Source organism: Pseudomonas triticicola, from assembly GCF_019145375.1.
Classification (GTDB): Bacteria; Pseudomonadota; Gammaproteobacteria; order Pseudomonadales; family Pseudomonadaceae; genus Aquipseudomonas; species Aquipseudomonas triticicola.
Genome location: NZ_JAHSTX010000001.1, coordinates 1,409,513 through 1,427,399, shown reverse-complemented (window position 1 = coordinate 1,427,399; position 17,887 = coordinate 1,409,513). Strand labels below are relative to the sequence as shown.

The window sequence follows — 17,887 nt, the reverse complement described above, 5'->3', positions numbered from 1 at the left end:
CAACCTCAGGCGATAACAATCCCGTCGGCACTCAAGCTCCCCAGCGCCACCCCCACCAACGTCACCGAATCCCCACCAAACGTCAGCACGGTATCCTGCCCGACCGCCGACGCATGGGCACGGAAATCATCCCCCGGCAACACGCCCTGCACGCCAAGAAACACCAGTTTGTCATCGGCCGTATAGCCAACCACACGATCCTGGCCGAACGCGCCGTGGAACAGAAACGTATCCGCCCCGCCGCCCGATTCCAGCAGGTCATTGCCAGCACCACCGACAAACACGTCATTGCCCGCACCGCCGAGCAAATGATCATTGCCCTCCAGCCCGAACAGCCAGTCACCGCCGGCATGCGCCTTCAGTGTGTCAGCGGCGGCCGTTCCTCTAACGCTCGATTCATAAGCGGTGAGGTTACTGCCGACTTTCAACCCGGTGGCCGTGACGCTGTGCAGCACGTCGTCCTTGAACACGCCCCAGAGAAAACCCGGCTCTTTGCTGACAATGCTGCCAATGTCACGGGTGATGCTGATCCCGCCGTTGGCATCGCGGATGTACAGGTTGCCAGCGCCGTCGTTGGCGAAATCGAAGTGCTTCACCGTCTGCTGCAAGTCGAGGGTGTTGCTGCCCTGCCCGCCCAGAATGATGTTGTAGCCGCCGCTGTCGCGGAAGCTGTCATTGCCGGCGCGGCCTTCCAGATAGTCGTTACCGCTGCCGCCCTGGATCAGGTCGTCGCCGTCACTGCCGATGATGAACGTGCTGCCCTTGTGGGTTTCGGCGTTGCGGTTGAGGTCCTGCACCCAAGTGTTGGCCCGCGCCGGGTCCGACAGGTTGGCGACGATGATCGTCGAGTCGCGGCTGGTCAGGTCGTAGAACTTCGATTCCAGCACGCGGGTCATGCCGTCGCCGTAGCCAGTGGGCAGGTGCGAAATCCACGTCGGGATATTCAGGATCGAATACGGCAGCACGTTCCAGGCGTTCGAGGCGTAGTGATCGTTGAAGCTGACGATGTTGTCGGTGGTCGGGGCATGCGGCGCGTCGTGCACGCCCACCGAAGCGCTGCTGAAGGTCGAACCGTCGAGGGCACGAAACACCGGGTCGTTTTCGTAGCCAATATTAAGCACCTTGTCGGTGCTGCTCTGAGTCGGCGAGGCGTAGGCAATGTAGTTGGAGTCGGCGAAGAAACCGCCCCACTTGCCAGCGCTCAAGTCAGCCATGCTGTTCACCGCCAGGCCGCCCAGGCTATGACCGCTGACCAGCACGTCCTTGCCGCTGAGGCCGTTGGCCCGGGCGAATGCGACGACATCGTTGAGCAGATTGCCGAAGGCTTCGCCGACGTAGTTTTTTGCGTAATCGGCCGGGCCGAACGCGGCGAGCAGATCGTTGATCACGTCGCCAATCGAATCACCGATGAGGATTTCGCGCGGGCCACTGGTGCCGCGAAAGGCGATCCCCAGTTCGACGAGGTGACCCTGGGCGTCGTACTTGCCGAGGATTTCCACTTGCGCGCTGGTGTAGCCGGCCTTCTCGCCGAAGAACGTCCCGCGTGCGTCGGTCTTGCCTTCATAGCCCAATTGCGCGGCGCTGATCGGCGTCCAGCCGGACTTTTGCACGGCCTCGAGGGCGAGTTTTTCCGAATCGGGATTCCACGGGATACCGGGGATCACCCCTTGCGAATCGGTGCCGCCAATCAGCGCGGTAACCAGCGTCGCCGGCAGACCGAGGCCGAAGCCGTTGTGCTGGTAACCGGCGGCGAAGCCGTTATCGAGGTTGTGATAGGAATACAGCGTGATCGCCATGGCATCGCTGAACAGCGCCGCGGAATCGGCTGTGCCGAAGTTCTTGTAGTCGTATACACCCATTGCCATTGCCTCTCTTGTTGTTGGAATTGTCAGAGATAGCTCACAGCCAGAGCGCGGGGCTCTGGAGCATTTCATTTGTCGTTTAACGGTCCCTCAAATGTCATGTGTACGCCGTACCTGTGGGAGCGAGCCTGCTCGCGAAGGCGTTAGCACAATCAACATCACAATCGCCTGAACCAGCGCTTTCGCGAGCAGGCTCGCTCCCACAATGAGATCTCCTGCAACTTCGGAATCAGGCAAAGACGAAACTCGAATCCGTCAGGTTAGCCACGCCGACACCAATCAGCGTCACGGCATAATCGCCAATCTTCAGCACGGTATCGGCACCTGACTGCGCGGCATGCTGTTTGTAGTCATACCCCTGCCCTGCGCCCTCTACGCCCATGAACAGCAGTTTGTCGCTGCCCTGATAACCGTTGATCGCATCGAAACCGAACGCGCCGCTGAACAGGAAGGTGTTGCCGCCACCCACCGCCGTCATTACGTCGTTGCCGGCGCCACCGACGAAAGTCACCTGCGCCTTGTCACTGATCAGTTGATCATCGCCACCAAAGCCGAACAGCCAGTCGCCGTCGGCCGTGGCATGCAAGGCATTGCCATAACCATCACCGCTGAGCGAATGGTTGTACGGGGTCAGTTCGCTGCCGTTGCTCAAACCCTTGGCGGTGACGCCCCAAGTGATCTCCTTGCTGCCCCACCACGAACCGGCTTCTTTGCTGACCAGCGCGCCGATGTCACGGGTCAGGCTGATGCCGCCGTAGGCGTCGAGCACGTACAGCGTGCCGTCGCCGTCGTTGGCGAAGCTGAAGTTCTGCAACGGTTTCTGCAGTTCGAAGGTGTTATGGCCCTGCCCGCCGAAAATGACGTTGTAGCCGCCGTCATCACGAAAACGGTCGTCGCCGCCCAGTCCTTCAAGAAAGTCGTTACCCGCCCCGCCCTTGAGCCAGTCACTGCTCTGCGTGCCAATGATGAAGGTGCTGCCGCTGTGCAGCTCGCCGCTGCGGCCCAGGTCCTCGACCCAGGTCTTGCTCCGCGATGCCTCGTCGAGATTGGCGACGATGATTGTCGAGTCGCGCTCGGTCAGGTTGTAGAACGCCGAATCGATCACCCGATTCAAGCCATCGGCGTAGCCCAGGGAACTGTGCGCCGACCAGTTCAGCGGGTTGGCGATGCTGAACGGCACCAGGTTCTGCGCCGTGGAGGCGTAGTTGTCGGTGAAGTTGACCAGGTTGTCAGTGGTCGATTCGTGGGGCTTGTCGTGCTTGCCCATCGACGCCGTGCTGAACGTGGTGCCATCTAGCACACGGAACACCGGATCGTTTTCGAAACCGATATTGAGCACCTGGCTGCCGGAACTCTGGGTCGGCGAGGCGAAGGCGATGTAACTGGCATCCTTGTAAAAGCCACCCCAGTTGTCCGCGCTCAATTCAGCAACACTATTAACCCCAAGCCCGCCGAGGCTATGGCCGCTGATCAACACATCCTTGGCGGCAATACCGTTGGTGATCGCGAAAGCGGCGACGGCCTTGAGGAGATTGTCGAAGGCGTTTTTCGCATAGCTGCTGGCGTAATCCGATGGCCCGACCGCTGCCAGCAGATTGTTTTTCAGATCGCCGAAAGTGTCGCTGTAACCCAGTCCGCCGGTGCCGCGAAAGGCAATGCCAAGGCCGATCAGTTTGCCCGCAGCGTCATACTTGCCGAGCACTTCGGCCTCGGCGCTGGTGAAACCGTCCTGTTCACCGAAGAATGTGCCTTGCGCGCCGACGTTGCCCTGATAGCCCAGCGCCGTCGCTGTGACCGGTGCCCACGCGGTGGCCGGCAATGGTTTGCCGGTGGGCGTGTAGGCATACAGCGTCAGCGCGATGGCATCGCTGTAAAGCCCCTTGCCGTCGGCATTTTTGTAATCGAACAATCCCATGTGCAGCGCTCCTTTTCCTTGAAAAACCGGCAGCCCGCGAAGCGCTGCCGGTTACGCCTCAGAACTGCCAGTCAAGGGTCAGCCCGACGCCGTGATCCTTCTCGTTCGAGCCGATCAGGCCGTTGTAGTCGAGGTTGACCCGCACGTCGCGATTGAGTGCCAGCCCGGCGCGCACGCCGACCACGGCAGCGTCACGATCCATCGACACGCTCTGCACGGTGAACGCGCTGTTGCCATTGGCGAAGGCCAGATGGCTGTCGGCATCGACGCTGCTCAGGTTGTGCTGCCAGCCGAGGCTGGCGCCCAGTTCCAGCTGATGCTTATCCGACAAGGCGAAGCTGCGCTTGGCGCGCACGCCGAGGGTCGACAGCACCACGTCGCGGTTGTCCTCACCACCCTTCAGTGCGGCAGCGTCACCCTTCTCGGTGAAGCTGTCGGTGTTGAGGTGCACGTAGGACAGATTGGCGAACGGCTCCAGATTCATCGGTTGCAGGCCCAGATCGTACGCGGCCTCGGTGAACAGTTGCGCGGTGGTCGCGTCACGTTTGGTTTTCTGTTTGCCGCTGACGTCGCCGAACTGCAGATCACGTTTCACATCGATGCGATGCCAGCTGTAGGCGCCGCCGACCGTCAGGCGCAACGCGTCGATTTCATGGCCCAGATACGCACCCAAGTGGTAGCTGTCGACCGAGGCCGACGAATGCGTGCCGCTGCCCATGCTCAACGAGCTGTCGCTGTAACCAGTGACGAAACCGAGACGGGTATCTTCAGCAATCAGACCGTCGACGCCAGCCAGCAGCCCGCCGATGGAGCTGTTGGAATCGGCATTGTCATGGCCGCCATCGCTTTCACCCCACGATCCCAGCACCTTGACCCAGACGTTGCTGCGCTCATCAGTCGGCGCATCGGCGTTGAACAGATCACGCTCACGCAGGCGTTCGCCGACGGCTTCGCGCAGGTAGCGGCTGTCGTTGATCAGCAGCGTGCCTATGGCCGGGTGAATCTCGCCGGACAACTGTTGAAAGGCCTGCTGCGCCGACGCCGCGTTGGGCGACAGCAACAGGGTTTCGAACAGCGAATTGCCCGCACCCAAACGTTCGGCAGCCGCACCGACGGCGCGCTGGTTCGGCGTCAGACCGACGCTGGCGAACGATGCCTCATTGCGCCCGACCGCCAGTTGAATGCCGCCCGCCGAATAATCCAGAGTGCCGCCAAGGAAGGCGTAATTCGGCAAGACCTGACCGAAACGCCCTTCAATGCCACCCGCCGCTTGCAGAATGTTGTAGCGAGTGCCGAGCAGGCTTTGCACTTCGCCGGTGCTGAGCAGGGTCGGGCTGTTTTCCAGTGACAGGCTCACCGTGGCGCCGTCGATGACGGCTTTGCCGCCCGCGACGATCTGATCGCTGCTGGTTGGCGACAGCTCTACAGCGTAGGTCGAACCCGGCGCGAAGGTCACGTCCCCCGCCACATTCAGGGTGCCAATGGAATTGCCCGGTGCCACCGTACCGCCGCTGTTCACCGCCAGCGCGCCGATGCGGCCATTGCCGCCGAAGATGCCGCCGTTGTTGACGGTGACCGCCGATTGCAGCGAACCGTTGATGGCCAGACGGCCCTGATTGACCAGGGTCGGGCCGCTGTAAGTGTTGTTGCCGGTCAGCACCAGGGTGCCGATGCCTTGCTTGGTCAGACCGCCGTGGCCGCCGATGTCGTTGCGCCAAGTGTCGAGGCCGCACGTGATGTCGCTGCACACCCGCTCGGTCGGTTTGCCCTGATCGATGATCGCGCCGATGCCCGGCAAGTCAGCCACGAACTGGCCGGAGCCGTAAGCGCCCTGCACGCGGAATTCCTCGGGAATGTCCTGCTCGGTGACGAACATCGCCGGGCCATCGATGGCCTTGCGCAGGTTGATCATGCCCCACCCGTACAAGGCGTCGATGCCCGGTGCGCCGAGGTCGGTCGCAGTGGTGCGCAACACGCTGGCGACCTGATCACCGGACATATACGGGAAGCGTTCCATCAGCACCGCGATGGAACCGGCCACGTGCGGCGCGGCCATCGAGGTGCCGTTGTAGTTTTTGTAGCCGGTGGTCAAGTTGTCGGCGTTAGTGCCTTCGATGATCGAGCTGTAGATCTTGGTGCCCGGCGCCGAGACGCAATAACTCGCCGTATAGCCGCAGCGCGAGGAGAAGGTGCTGATCACGTACGGATTGGCGCTGGCGGTGTCCGGGTTCTGCTGCAATGCGGCGACGGTGATCCAGTTCGGCGCGATGTCCGGGACGAAATAGCCGAGGCCGGCGATGGCATCCGGGTTGTTCAGGTTGTAGTCGTTGCCGGCGGCAAAAATAGTGACGATGCCGCTGCGTGCGGCGGCAATCGCGCCGTCGTAGGCGCCGCCGGGTTTGGTGCCGAGCAGCGTGCGGATTTCGTTGAACTGCAACTGCGCGTCGTTGACGGTGAAGTGCGGATACGCCGGATCGCGGCCGCCGAGGTCGAAGCGATCGGTGATGCCGATGCCCCAGCTATTGTTGATGATCCGCGCACCGCTGGCGATCAGCGCATCCCAACCGGCCTTGTACACCGCGCCGTCGTTGCCACGCACGATGCCATCTTCGGGACCTGGGTCGCCGTTGTCGGCGCTGATGATCTGCGCTCCGAACGCAACGCCGTGCATCACCCCGCCGTCGCGACTGCCCGCCGCGATACCGCCGACGTGGGTGCCATGGGCGCCAAGCTTGCCATCGGAGCCGACCGAGGGCGAACCGTCATAGCGAAACGCGTCGCCGGCTTTCACCGGGATATACGGGTCGGTGTATTCGCGGATGCCGCTGGTGACCAGAGTGACGACTTTGTTACTGCCAGAGAACTCCGGATGCGCGGCGTAGACCGGCTGATCGAAGATGCCCAGTTTCACGCCTTTGCCGGTGTAGCCGGCGGCGTAGGCGTAATCCGCGCCGATCGCGCCCAGGCCCCAGTCGGCCTTGAATTCATTGCTGCGCCAGCTCGACGGATCGCCGTTGCGGCCGTTCTCAACGTAAGGCGCTGCCTGTGCCATCGCACTGGCACAGAGCATGGCGACTGTCAGGGTTTTCAGGGCAAAGCGGCCACCCGTTTGCGCGGGGGTATTGTTGTTATCCATCCACGACCTTCCTTAGTGATGTTGCGAAAAATCCGGTTGCTTCAATAGCTGTGGCGAGAGGCACCTTTGTCCGCTGTAGCCAATGACAAACCGCACCTGTGGCGAGGGGATTCATCCCCGTTGGGTTGCGAAGCGACCCCCCAGCAATTTTTCCAACCTACGTAAACACAGGTTTTGCGACTGCTGCGCAGTCGAGCGGGGATAAATCCCCTCGCCACGGTGGCTCAAACACATGCAATCAGAACTGCCAGTTCAGGCTCAGCCCTACGCCATGCAGCTTCTCGCGGCTGGCCAGTTGGCCGTTGTAATCGAGGTTGACCCGCACGTCTTCGCTCAACGCCAGACTGGCCTGCACCCCGACCAGTGCGACATCACGCACCAGCGCCGAACTCTCCACTGAGTACGGCGTGCCGCCGCTGGCAAAACGCAGATGCTGCTCCGATTCGATATCGCTGAGGCTGTGCTGCCAGCCGAGACGGGCGCTGACGTCCAGCGCTTGCTGGCTGGAAAGGTTGAAGGTTTTGCTCGCCCGCATGCCCAAGGTGCTGAGCACCGCATCGCGCTGATCGCCGGAGCTTTTCAACGCCGCGGCATCGCCCTTCTCGGTAAAGCCTTCGGTGTCGAGATGCAGGTAGGTCAGGTTGGCGAACGGTTCCAGCGCCAGCGCTTGCAGCTGCAAGCGATACGCCGCCTCGGCGAAGATTTGGGTGGTGGTCGCATCAAGCTTGGCTTTCTGCTTGGCGCTGACGCCGTCGTATTGCAGATCGCGCTTTACGTCGCCGCGATGCCAGCTGTAGGCCGCGCCAGTGCTCAAGCGCCACGCGCCGAGGTCGTGCCCGGCGTAAGCACCGAGGTGGTAGCTGTCGACTTTCGCCGAGGAATGCGTGCCCGAGCCCATGCTCAAGGAGCTGTCGCTATAACCGGTGACCAGACCGATGCGGGTCTGCTCGTCCAGCGCGCCGTCGACACCGGCCAGCAGACCGCCGATCGAAGTGTTGTAGCCGGCCGTGTCGTGACTGGAATCGGTGCTGCCCCAAGCCCCGAGGGCTTTGATCCAGCCGTTGCTGCGGGTCGCCGATTCATCGTGCAGCCGCTCGCCGAGCGCATCACGCAACTGGCGGCTGTCGTTGATCAGCATTGTCCCCAGCGCTGGATAAATCTCGCCGCTCAGTTGCTGGAAGGCTTGCTGCGCCGAGGCTTGAGTGGGTGCACGAAGCACGCTTTCGTAAACTGAATTGCCGGCGCCCAGACCTTCGACTGCCGCCGCCACCGAACGCTGGTTCGGCGTTTGCCCGACGCTGGCGAAGCTGGTCGCGTTGCGTTGGATATTCAGCTGGATGCCGCTTGCGGCGTAGTCGAGGGCGCCGCCGATGAACAGGTAGTTCGGCACCACCGCAGCGAACTGCCCCTGCACGCCGCCGGACGCTTGCAGGATGTTGTACTGGCGACCGAGCAGGCTTTGCGCTTCGGCGCTGCTGAGCAAGGTCGGGCTGTTTTCCAGCGCCAGGCTGACGCTGGCGCCGCTGACGGTTGCCGTGCCGCCGGCGACGATGCGGTCGCTGCTGGTGGGCGATAGCTCGACGGCGTAAGTCGAGCCGGGGGCGAGTGTCACATCACCAGCGACGTTCAAGGTGCCGATGGAGTTGCCCGGTGCGACCCGGCCGCCGCTGTTGGCGGTCAACGCGCCGATGCGTCCGGAGCCGCCGAGGGTGCCGCTGTTGTTGACGGTGACCGCTGACGCCAGCGAACCGTTGACCGTCAGCAGACCGCCGTTGACGGTGGTCGGGCCGCGATAGGTGTTGGCGCCGCTGAGCAGCAATTGCCCGGCGCCGGACTTGATCAGGCTGCCCTCGTACACCCGGTTCGCCGCTGCCGCATCACGGAGCATGCCGACGGCGTAATCGGTCTGGTCCTGCTGACTGGCGCCGGCCGGAACTCCGTTCTGCCAGCCTTTGTCCTGCAGGGTTTGCTGCCAGACGCTGTGCTCGGCGAGGTCTTCGCGCTGGCGCTGGAGCAGCGCCTTGTCGGAGATGTCATTGCTCCAGACATCGCGCTGCCCTGCCCCCAGATTGGCATCGAACGCACCGAGCAATTGCCCCGGCCCGCGCATCGCTCGGTTGAGGTTGGCGACGCCCCAGCCGACGCGCTCGGTCGGCGCGTCAGTGACCGAGCCATCGAGTTGCGTGGCGGTGGTCAGCAGCACCTCGAGCGCCTGCTGGTTGTTCATGTATGGATAGCGTTCCATCACCAGCGCCAGGGCGCCGGTCGCGTGCGGCGCCGCCATCGAGGTGCCGGACTTGATCGCATAAGCGCCGCCGGGAATGGTGCTGTCGATCTTCGCCCCCGGCGTGGTGATGCACCAGTACTTGGCGATCCCGCACTGGTTGTACTTCTGCTGGTTGCTCTGATCGAGCCCGGACACCGCCAGCCAGTGGCCTTCCAGATCCGGCTGAAAGTACGGCAGCGCTGAGCGCACGCTGGCGTTCGGGTAGCCGCTGTTGCCAGCGCTGAACACATTGATCACACCGCGTCGGGAAACGTCGGCAGCGGCGTCGAGCCAGGTGCCCTTGTTCCAGTGCTGCGCGTAGGCGGCGTGCAGATCCGCCAGGGTGCGATAGCTGACATCCGGCGGCTGACTGCCCCAGCTGTTATTGATCGCTCGCACGCCGACGTCGGCGAGGCTTTCGTAGACCGCTTTGAAATAGCGCGGATCAGGGCCGGGGCCGAAGAGGAAACTGTCGTTCTTGTTGGTGTTGCCGACGTAGATTTGCGCGTTGTACGCCACCCCATGCATGCCGCTGCCGTCCCGGGTTGCGCCCATGGTGCCGACCACGTGGGTGCCGTGGGAATCGTTGTTCGGGTTGAGCGTGCCGTCGACGTTGAACGCTGAGCCGTCGACGTAGCTGCCGCTGGCGGTTACCGGGTGATAGCGATCGGCGGAGAATTCGGGATGGGCGGCATCGAAACCGGAATCGAGCGCGCCGATTTTTATGCCCTTGCCGGTGATGCCGGCTGCGTAGGCCTGATCGGCCTGCATGCGTTGCAGACCCCAGTCACGCAGGAACTCGGCGCTGCGCCAACTGGCCGGATTGCCGGGCTGGCCGGGTTCGAGGTATTGGGCCTGAGCCTGGTTTGCAGAAATCACAAGCAACAGGGTACCGACCGAGATCGGCTTGATGCGTACGTCCATGTTCATCACTCTCGTTTTTGTTGTTTTGTTCAGGGCTGAATTGCGGTGTCGCCCGTTCCCCTCACCCCAGCCCTCTCCCCGAGGAGAGGGAGCCGATTTGTGTTGATGTCAAAACCTGCGTCCGGCTCGGTCGTTCACGTCGATGCAGCTATCGCGGTCCCCTCTCCTTCTGGGAGAGGGTCAGGGTGAGGGCTGTTGCGCGACCACAAATGCTTCGTCCACCCGCGCCAGAACCTGCTCATTAACGTCTCGGTGCAAACCCTCAGATCCTGCGGTGTCGCCCGTTCCCCTCACCCCAGCCCTCTCCCCAGGGAGAGGGAGCCGACCGTGTTGTCTTCAGTCATTCAGCGACCTGAGAAAACCAGTCGATTACGGATTCAGCACAGCTCGTTCAAGTCGGTGCATCTCGCCAATCTCCCCGGATCGGTCCCCTCTCCCCCTGGGAGAGGGTTAGGGTGAGGGCTGTTGCGCGACCACAAATGCTTCGTCCACCCGCGCCAGAACCTGCTCATTAACGTCTCGGTGCAAACCCTCAGATCCTGCGGTGTCGCCCGTTCCCCTCACCCCAGCCCTCTCCCAGAGGAAGAGGGAGCCGACCGTATTGTCTTCAGTCATTCAGCGACCTGAGAAAACCAGTCGATTACGGATTCAGCACAGCTCGTTCAAGTCGGTGCATCTCGCCAATCTCCCCGGATCGGTCCCCTCTCCCTCTGGGAGAGGGTTAGGGTGAGGGCTGTTGCGCGACCACAAATGCTTCGTCCACCCGCGCCAGATCCTGCTCATTCAGCGTCCCGGCGTAGTAATGCAATTTGGTCCAGGCCATCAGGTAGTCGTAGCGCGCCTGGGCAAGGTCGCGGCGGGTGGTGAACAGTTGCTGCTCGGCGTTCAATGCGTCGAGATTAGTCCGTTCGCCACCCAGAATGCTTTGTCGGGTCGAGACCACCAGCGCCTCGGCCGACTTCAAGGCCTTCTGATAAGCGCGCAACTTGCTCACTCCGGACAGGCAGGCGCTGAACTGGCGGCGCAGTTCGATCAAGGTTTCGCGGGTTTTGCCATCCAGCTCGTATTCGGCCTGCTCCATGGTGCGGCTGGCCTGCCGTGTGGAGGCCGACACCCCGCCGCCGGCGTACAGCGGCACGCTGACTTCCAGGCCGATGGTGTTGGTTTCGTAGCGCTGGTTATAGGTGTTGCCGCTTTCGGACTCGTTGTCGCGCATCGAGGCATAAGCACTGACTTTCGGCAGATGCCCGGCGCGGTTGCGCTCGACTTCATAGCGCGCCACTTCCACGGCCTGACGCTGCGAAGCGAGGTTCGGGTTGTTGCTGATCGCCAATTCATGCCAGGTGTCGAAGTTGGCCGGTTGCAGGGTGAAGGTCTGAAATTGCTGACCAAGCGGCGCCAGATCGCCGATGTCCACCGCCGGCACGCCCACCAGCGCGCCCAGCTCGCGCAAGGCGGCATCCTGCTCGTTGCGCGCTTCGATCTCCTCGGCAGTCGCCAGCTCATAGCGCGACTCGGCTTCGAGAATATCGGTGCGCGTGCCCTCGCCCTGCTTGAACATGTGTTCGTTCTGCTGGAACTGTTGCTCGTAGGCCTTCTTCTTCGCCTGGGCGATGTCGATCTGGTCCTGGGCGAACAAGGCTTTGGTGTAGTTATCCAGCACGCGCACCAACAGTTCCTGACTCTTGCCGCGAAACGCTTCGTCGGCGAACAACGACTGGGCCACGCCTTTGCGATACGCCGCATAAGCCTCGTAATCGAGCAGTGGTTGCTGCACCGTGAGCGCCGAGCCGTAACTGTTGTAGTTGCGCTCATCTGTGCGATTACGCGCACGATCATCCAGAGACGTCGCCTTGGACGAGTTGCGGCCCTTGTTGTAGGTGTAGCCGATCCGTGGCAGCAGCCCAGCGCGGCCGATCACGCGGTTTTCCAGGCCGGCATCGCGTTCCTTGATTGCACCGAGGAACACCGGATCGTTGCGCAACGCCTGTTCGTAAATCTCGAATGGCCCCATGGCCGCGACTGCCGAGTGACTCGCGAGCAGCGTCATTGCGGCCCCCAGCATGCAAAGCTTTTTCATACAGCCGAACATCCTTATTCCTCGGTCAACGCAGAACCGGCGCGATCAAGCAGCGGTTTGAACAAGTAGTTGAGGAGTGAACGCTCACCGGTGCGCACGAACATTTCCGCCGGCATGCCGGGCTTGATCACCAGGCCGTTGAGCTTTTCCATCGCCTGATCGCTGACGCTGCTGCGTAACACGTAATACGGCACGCCAGTTTTCTCATCAACCATCTGGTCAGCGGAGATCAGGCTGACTTCGCCGGGCACGCGCGGGGTTTTGCTCTGGTTGAACGCGGTAAACAGAATGTCCACCGGCAAATGCGTGCCGACCTTGTCGATCAGGTTGATCGGCAAGTGCCCTTCGACTTCCAGGGTGGTGCCTTGCGGAACGATCTCCAGCAGGGTTTCGCCCTGACGCACCACGGCGCCTTCGGTGTGCACACCGAGGTTGACCGCCACGCCATCGGCGGTGGCGAGGATCTCGCTGTGTTGCAGGTCGAAACCGGCGGAGGTCAGCTGTTCGGACAGCGTCACGCTTTTCAGCTGCGCATCGGCCAGTTGCGTGCGCACTTCCTTCTGGTATTCCTCGCCGTGCTGCTGCAACTTCAGGCGCGATTCAAGGATGCCCTGCTCCACACGGCCGCTTTCGCCGGTGTTTTCTGCCAGTTGTTGCTGCACTTGCGACAGTTGCCGCTGGTAATCCATCAAGCGGTTGCGCGGGATGTAGCCGTTGTCGGCCAGCGGTTGCAGGTTGCTCAACTGTTGCTGCAAGGAACTGGCCTGGGCATTGAGGTCGCTGCGGGCGCGGCGCATTCCGGCCAGTTGTGCGGTGGCGCCTTCGATGTTGGCGCGCAGTGCCGCTTGTTCCCGGGAGAACGCTTCGCGGCGGCTGCTAAACAGTTGCCGCTGGCCTTCCAGCACCAGCGCCAGGCGCGGGTCCGGGTCGTTGCTCAATTCAGGCGGAAAGGTCACTTGTTTGAGGTTGTCGCGCTCGGCCTGCCAGCGCGCGAGGCTGGCCCAGGCCATGCGGTACTGCGCCTGCAGCGATTGCACATCGGCGGCGACCTGCGTCTGATCGAGGCGGAACAGTGGCTGGCCCTGCTTCACGATCTGGCCTTCGCGCACCAGAATCCGGCTGACCACGCCGCTGCTCATCGACTGCACAGCCTTGCGTTTGCCCGACACCACCACGGTGCCCTGCACCGGAATGCCCTGATCCAGCGGCGCCAGTGCCGCCCAGGTGAAGAAACTGCCAGCGCCGACGATGGCCAGGATCCAGCCCATGCGCGCGAAGAATTTTGCATCGCGTTCCGGGCGCTCGGTGAGGTAGGCGTGTTCCATGTTCGCTTCGTTTTCAGTGTTCATGCTGGCGCTGCTCATACACCCGAATTCCTTGTCGTGGGCTGATACTGCCGGCTCATGCTGAGCCCGCCCGGTGCTTGTGCGGCTTTTTCGCGTTGCTGTTCCTGCTGACCGGAAAGTGCCTTGAGCACATCCTGACTCGGGCCGAACGCCTGCAAACGACCATCGTTGAGCACGAGCAATTTGTCAGCCTGAGCCAATACCGATGAACGATGGGTGACCAGAATCACCGTCGTGCCTTGCGCCTTGAGTTGTGCGATGGCGCTGGCCAGTGCCGCTTCGCCGACGGTGTCGAGGTTGGAATTGGGCTCATCGAGCACCACCAGACTCGGCGTGCCGTACAGGGCGCGAGCCAGGGCCACGCGTTGCTTCTGGCCGCCGGACAAGCCGCTGCCGTCCTCGCCCAGTTTGGTGTCGTAGCCCTGCGGCAAGCGCAGGATCATTTCGTGGACGCCGGCCTGTTGCGCGGCGGCTACGACTTTTTGCGGATCGGCTTCACTGAAACGCGCAATGTTCTCGGCGATGGAACCGCTGAACAGCTCGATGTCTTGCGGCAGATAACCGATGTAAGGACCAAGCTGATCGCGGTTCCAGCGATGAATATCGGCGCCGTCGAGGCGCACGGTGCCGCCCAGAACCGGCCACACGCCGACCAGCACTCGAGCCAGCGTCGATTTGCCGGAACCGGAAGCGCCGAGCACACCCAGCACTTCACCAGCACTCAGATTGAAATTGACCATGTGCAAAGTGGCTGCACGCTGCCCGGGCGGGCCGGCGCTGACTTGTTCGAAGGTGATCTGGCCTTTCGGTGCCGGCAGTGCCATCGCCTCGTCGCTGGGCGGAAACGCCTGCAACAGCGCATCGAGACGGCGGTAAGCCAGCTTCGCCCCGCTCCACTGCTTCCAAACGGCGATCAGTTGATCGATCGGGCTCAGCACGCGGCCCATCAGGATCGAACCGGCGATCATCATCCCCGCAGTCATGTCGCCCTTGATCACCAGCAACGCGCCCAGGCCCAGCACCAGGGATTGCAGGCACAGGCGCAGGGTCTTGCTCAGCGAACTGATCACCGCGCCGGTGTCGCTGGCCTGGTTCTGCAAGCCGAGAAAGCGCGAATGCACCCCGAACCAGCGCTTGCGCAGCGAGCCGAGCATGCCCATCGCCTGAATGGTTTCGGCGTTGTGCAAGTGGCTGGTGGCCAACTGGCTGGACTGCTGGGAAAAACCGGCGGCCTCGCCGAGGGGCTTTTTGGTCATGTATTCGTTGAGGCAGGCCAGAGCGATCAACAACAGCGCGCCCGCCGTAGCCAGCACGCCGAGCCAGACATTGAACAAATAGATGACAAACAGATAGACCGGAAACCACGGCGCATCGAAGAAGGCGAACAGCGCCGGGCCGGTAACGAACTGGCGAATGTGGGTCAGGTCGCCCAGCGACTGCCCGGCGTTGCCTTCGCCCTTGAACAGATTGCGCTCGAATGCGGCCTGGTAGACGCGCAGATTGAAGCGGCGCTCCAACTGGCTGCCGATGCGGATGACGATAAAGCTGCGGATCACTTCCAGCAGGCCGATAAAGGCGAAGAAGCCGACCACCATCAGCGACAGCATTGCCAGAGTAGTTTCGTTCTGCGATGACAGCACCCGGTCGTAAACTTGCAGCATGTAGATGGACGGCACCAGCATCAACACGTTGATCAGCGCGGTAAAACACCCGACGCTGATCAAGATGCTCTTGTAGTCACCCAGTGCCTTGATTAACGGAGCGGTGGCTGGGGCCTTCGCCATCTTCATTGATTCTTCCTGAACAGTATTCATCGCCCTGGAGAGGCGCGACTTCAATTAATTAAGCGACCATCCCGGAATACACTTCCGTGGTGCCCATTTACACTTTCATAACAACTAGCGCGGATTAATGCGGCGCAGTTGATTTTATTTACCTTGCTTATAACCATGCGACGAATCGCTATAGCTATATTGGTTTGTAAAAGGCAGATCAGTTATTGGGCGCCGTACGTTCCAGCGTGACGATCAGCCCGGACTTCAAAGTCGCCAGATATAACCCGTCACGTTGTCGGCTGAAAAACTGGATTCTTGAGCCTTCGTTACCGGTGATCGACAAGCCGTCAGGATCAGGAAACCAGCCGATCGGGGCTTGCTCGAGCCACGCACCCAGACAGTCTGCGCCCTGGCCAACGGTCTTGTTGGCGAGCAGTTCGACGGTACAAGTATTCGATGCCTTGTCCTGGAGCTTTTGCGCTCGCAGGTCATCGAGTGTGCTGGACAGTGTTGCCTGCCACTTCCCGGCAAACACGGAGGATTCTTCAAGTCTGAGGCTGCTTGCCATCACTGTTGCTCCTGAAATCGTAACGAGCGCCGCTGAAAGCCACGCCGATGCCGTGTAGGTAAAAGCTCTGTAGGTCATGGGAAATTTCGCTCCAGCCTTTAGCGTTGCGTACGATGCCTACCGATGCAAGTGAAGAAAGCGACGCCAGGGCGCCGCTTTCCCTTCACATCACGCGACGATGTCGCTGGTCGCTGCCTGGCCAACGGTGCTGACGATAAAGTCAGCCACGCCATGCCCGGAGAAATCCACCGACAACAGGCTATTGCCGCCCGACGAGGTCAACACGGCATCACCGGCAGAACCGGTGAAGCTGTTGACGAAGTGCAGGCCCGCGCCGTTGGTGATCCCGGTCAGGTCGATTTTGTCCAGACCGCTGACGAAATCGAGGATCTGGTCGATCGCACCCGGCTTGGAGTCCGAGCTGGCGGCGAACACGAAAGTGTCCGAACCAGAACCGCCCCACAGTTTGTCAGCACCACCAGCGCCGTACAGGATGTCGTTGCCGGCACCGCCCTTCAGTTCGTTGGCCACACCGTTGCCGATCAACAGATCGCTGCCCGAACCACCAATCGCGTTCTCGATGATCGCGCCCTTGGCAATCGACACGTTGCCGACCAGGCCGCCAACGTCGGAGAACGAAGCATCATTGAGGTTGATCTTCTGGTTTTGGGTGAAACCGGAGAAGTCCAGGGTGTCCTTGCCGCCGGCATCCCAGACCGAGAACACCACTTTGTCGCTCGACGACGAAGCGCTGAGGAAATCGCGGCCAGCATTGGAATTGAAGCCGTAGGTGGTATCACCAGTACGGGTGCTGGTGTTGGCGCCGTAGAGCTTCTGAATCGCGGCGATGTCATCCATCAGCGGGCCGGACGAATAGGCTTCGACGCCGCCCTTGCTGAAGTTCTGGTTGGTGTTGCTCTCGCTCCAGTAACTCATGACGCTGTAGCCACGGGTGTCCTGGCCATAAGTCGCATCGTTGTAGGTCGGGTTGCCATTGCCGGCGTTGTAGTCGCCAGGGTGAGCAAGGCCCAGGGTATGGCCGATTTCGTGGGTCAGGGTCTGACGACCGTAGTTGTTCAGATCCGGGTTCTTGTTCTGCGTGTAACCGCTGTTGATCAAGTACCACGAGGTGCCGTCATAACCGGCGCCGGTCCCCGGCAGATAGGCAAACGCCGCAGCGCCATCCTGGCCACCGCTGTAGTTACCGAAGGTCATGTGCCCGTCGCCGCCCGAGGCTCTCTCAGTGAAGGTGACATTGGCCACGTCGGCCCAGGACTGCATGGCGAGCTTGGCCTGCGCCTGCTGCTGCGCGCTGAACTGACTGAACCCGCTGATGCCGTGCTTGTTCATCGTGCTGTTCGAGGCCGAGGTCAGGAACGTGTAGGTCAGTTCGATCTTGCCGCTGCCGTCCTTGTCCTGGTAGGCAGCGCCGTCACGCAGCAATTGCGTAGCCGCCTGGTCGACGGTGTACGAGGGTTTGCCATTGACCGTGAGGTTGCCGCCGCGGTCGTACTGATGGCTGAAGCTATTGATCTGGTTGTACGCCGAGCTGAATGCAGCCAGCTGGAAAGCCTGTTCGGCGGAATCAACAGCATTGGTTTTAACTTTCGACATAAACACACTTCCTTGTTTAGCAATGGAACAGTTTTTGTCCGACAGGACGATCTTTGGCGAGATCGTCCTATCACTCGCCCAATGAAGGCGTAACGAACCTGACACAATTGGAAATCCGTCGTAAAGAGTTTTTTTGCGATCCAATTTGGTGGTATCAGGAAACTGCCGTAAACAAAGCGTGCGGGGAGAAAAGATTGTTTTTAGTTGCGATGAGGGTGGAAATTGTCTGACGATTTTCTATTTAAATATTAAATATCGGTAAGTTTGGATTTGTTGGGCGAGTCACACTTTCAGTCAGCGGTGCCAGTGCTTTGATATCAACTATTCTGATCCATCGAATAACGAATGTGGGAGCGAGCCTGCTCGCGAAGACGCCAAGCCACTCAACATAAGTGTCGAAT

General features: G+C 61.3%; 9 protein-coding genes. All 9 read right to left on the bottom strand.

Annotated features, from left to right (window positions below):
- Window positions 1–5: 5 nt before the first annotated feature.
- The gene (locus KVG85_RS06450) at window positions 6–1,859 is read right to left on the bottom strand and encodes a polyurethane esterase (protein WP_217864942.1); all 1,854 of its coding nucleotides are present in this window, start codon (window positions 1,857–1,859) and stop codon (window positions 6–8) included.
- Between the two features lie 232 nt (window positions 1,860–2,091).
- Window positions 2,092–3,777 carry a polyurethane esterase gene (locus tag KVG85_RS06445; protein ID WP_217863319.1) on the bottom strand — a complete coding sequence of 562 codons (1,686 nt, stop codon included), beginning with the start codon at window positions 3,775–3,777 and terminating at the stop codon, window positions 2,092–2,094.
- Window positions 3,778–3,835: 58 nt separating this feature from the next.
- Window positions 3,836–6,913: an autotransporter serine protease gene (locus tag KVG85_RS06440; protein ID WP_217863318.1), complete on the bottom strand. Its 3,078-nt coding sequence runs from the start codon at window positions 6,911–6,913 to the stop codon at window positions 3,836–3,838.
- A 238-nt stretch (window positions 6,914–7,151) separates the two neighbouring features.
- On the bottom strand, window positions 7,152–10,103 hold the full coding sequence (gene eprS / locus KVG85_RS06435) for an autotransporter serine peptidase EprS (protein WP_217863317.1): 2,952 nt from the start codon (window positions 10,101–10,103) through the stop codon (window positions 7,152–7,154).
- Window positions 10,104–10,824: 721 nt separating this feature from the next.
- Complete coding sequence (locus KVG85_RS06430) at window positions 10,825–12,195, bottom strand: TolC family outer membrane protein (protein ID WP_024013060.1); 1,371 nt, start codon at window positions 12,193–12,195, stop codon at window positions 10,825–10,827.
- A gap of 2 nt (window positions 12,196–12,197) precedes the next feature.
- A complete protein-coding gene (locus tag KVG85_RS06425) occupies window positions 12,198–13,547 on the bottom strand; it encodes an HlyD family type I secretion periplasmic adaptor subunit (RefSeq protein ID WP_217863316.1) in 1,350 nt (449 codons plus the stop codon).
- Window positions 13,544–15,319, bottom strand: a complete 1,776-nt coding sequence (locus KVG85_RS06420; protein WP_217863315.1) for a type I secretion system permease/ATPase — start codon at window positions 15,317–15,319, stop codon at window positions 13,544–13,546. The genes KVG85_RS06425 and KVG85_RS06420 overlap by 4 nt, the downstream gene beginning before the upstream one ends.
- A 202-nt stretch (window positions 15,320–15,521) precedes the next feature.
- Window positions 15,522–15,872 (bottom strand): AprI/Inh family metalloprotease inhibitor, encoded by a 351-nt coding sequence (locus KVG85_RS06415; RefSeq protein WP_437182177.1) that lies wholly within the window; start codon window positions 15,870–15,872, stop codon window positions 15,522–15,524.
- Between the two features lie 168 nt (window positions 15,873–16,040).
- Window positions 16,041–17,486 carry a serralysin family metalloprotease gene (locus tag KVG85_RS06410; protein WP_217863313.1) on the bottom strand — a complete coding sequence of 482 codons (1,446 nt, stop codon included), beginning with the start codon at window positions 17,484–17,486 and terminating at the stop codon, window positions 16,041–16,043.
- Window positions 17,487–17,887 lie beyond the last annotated feature (401 nt).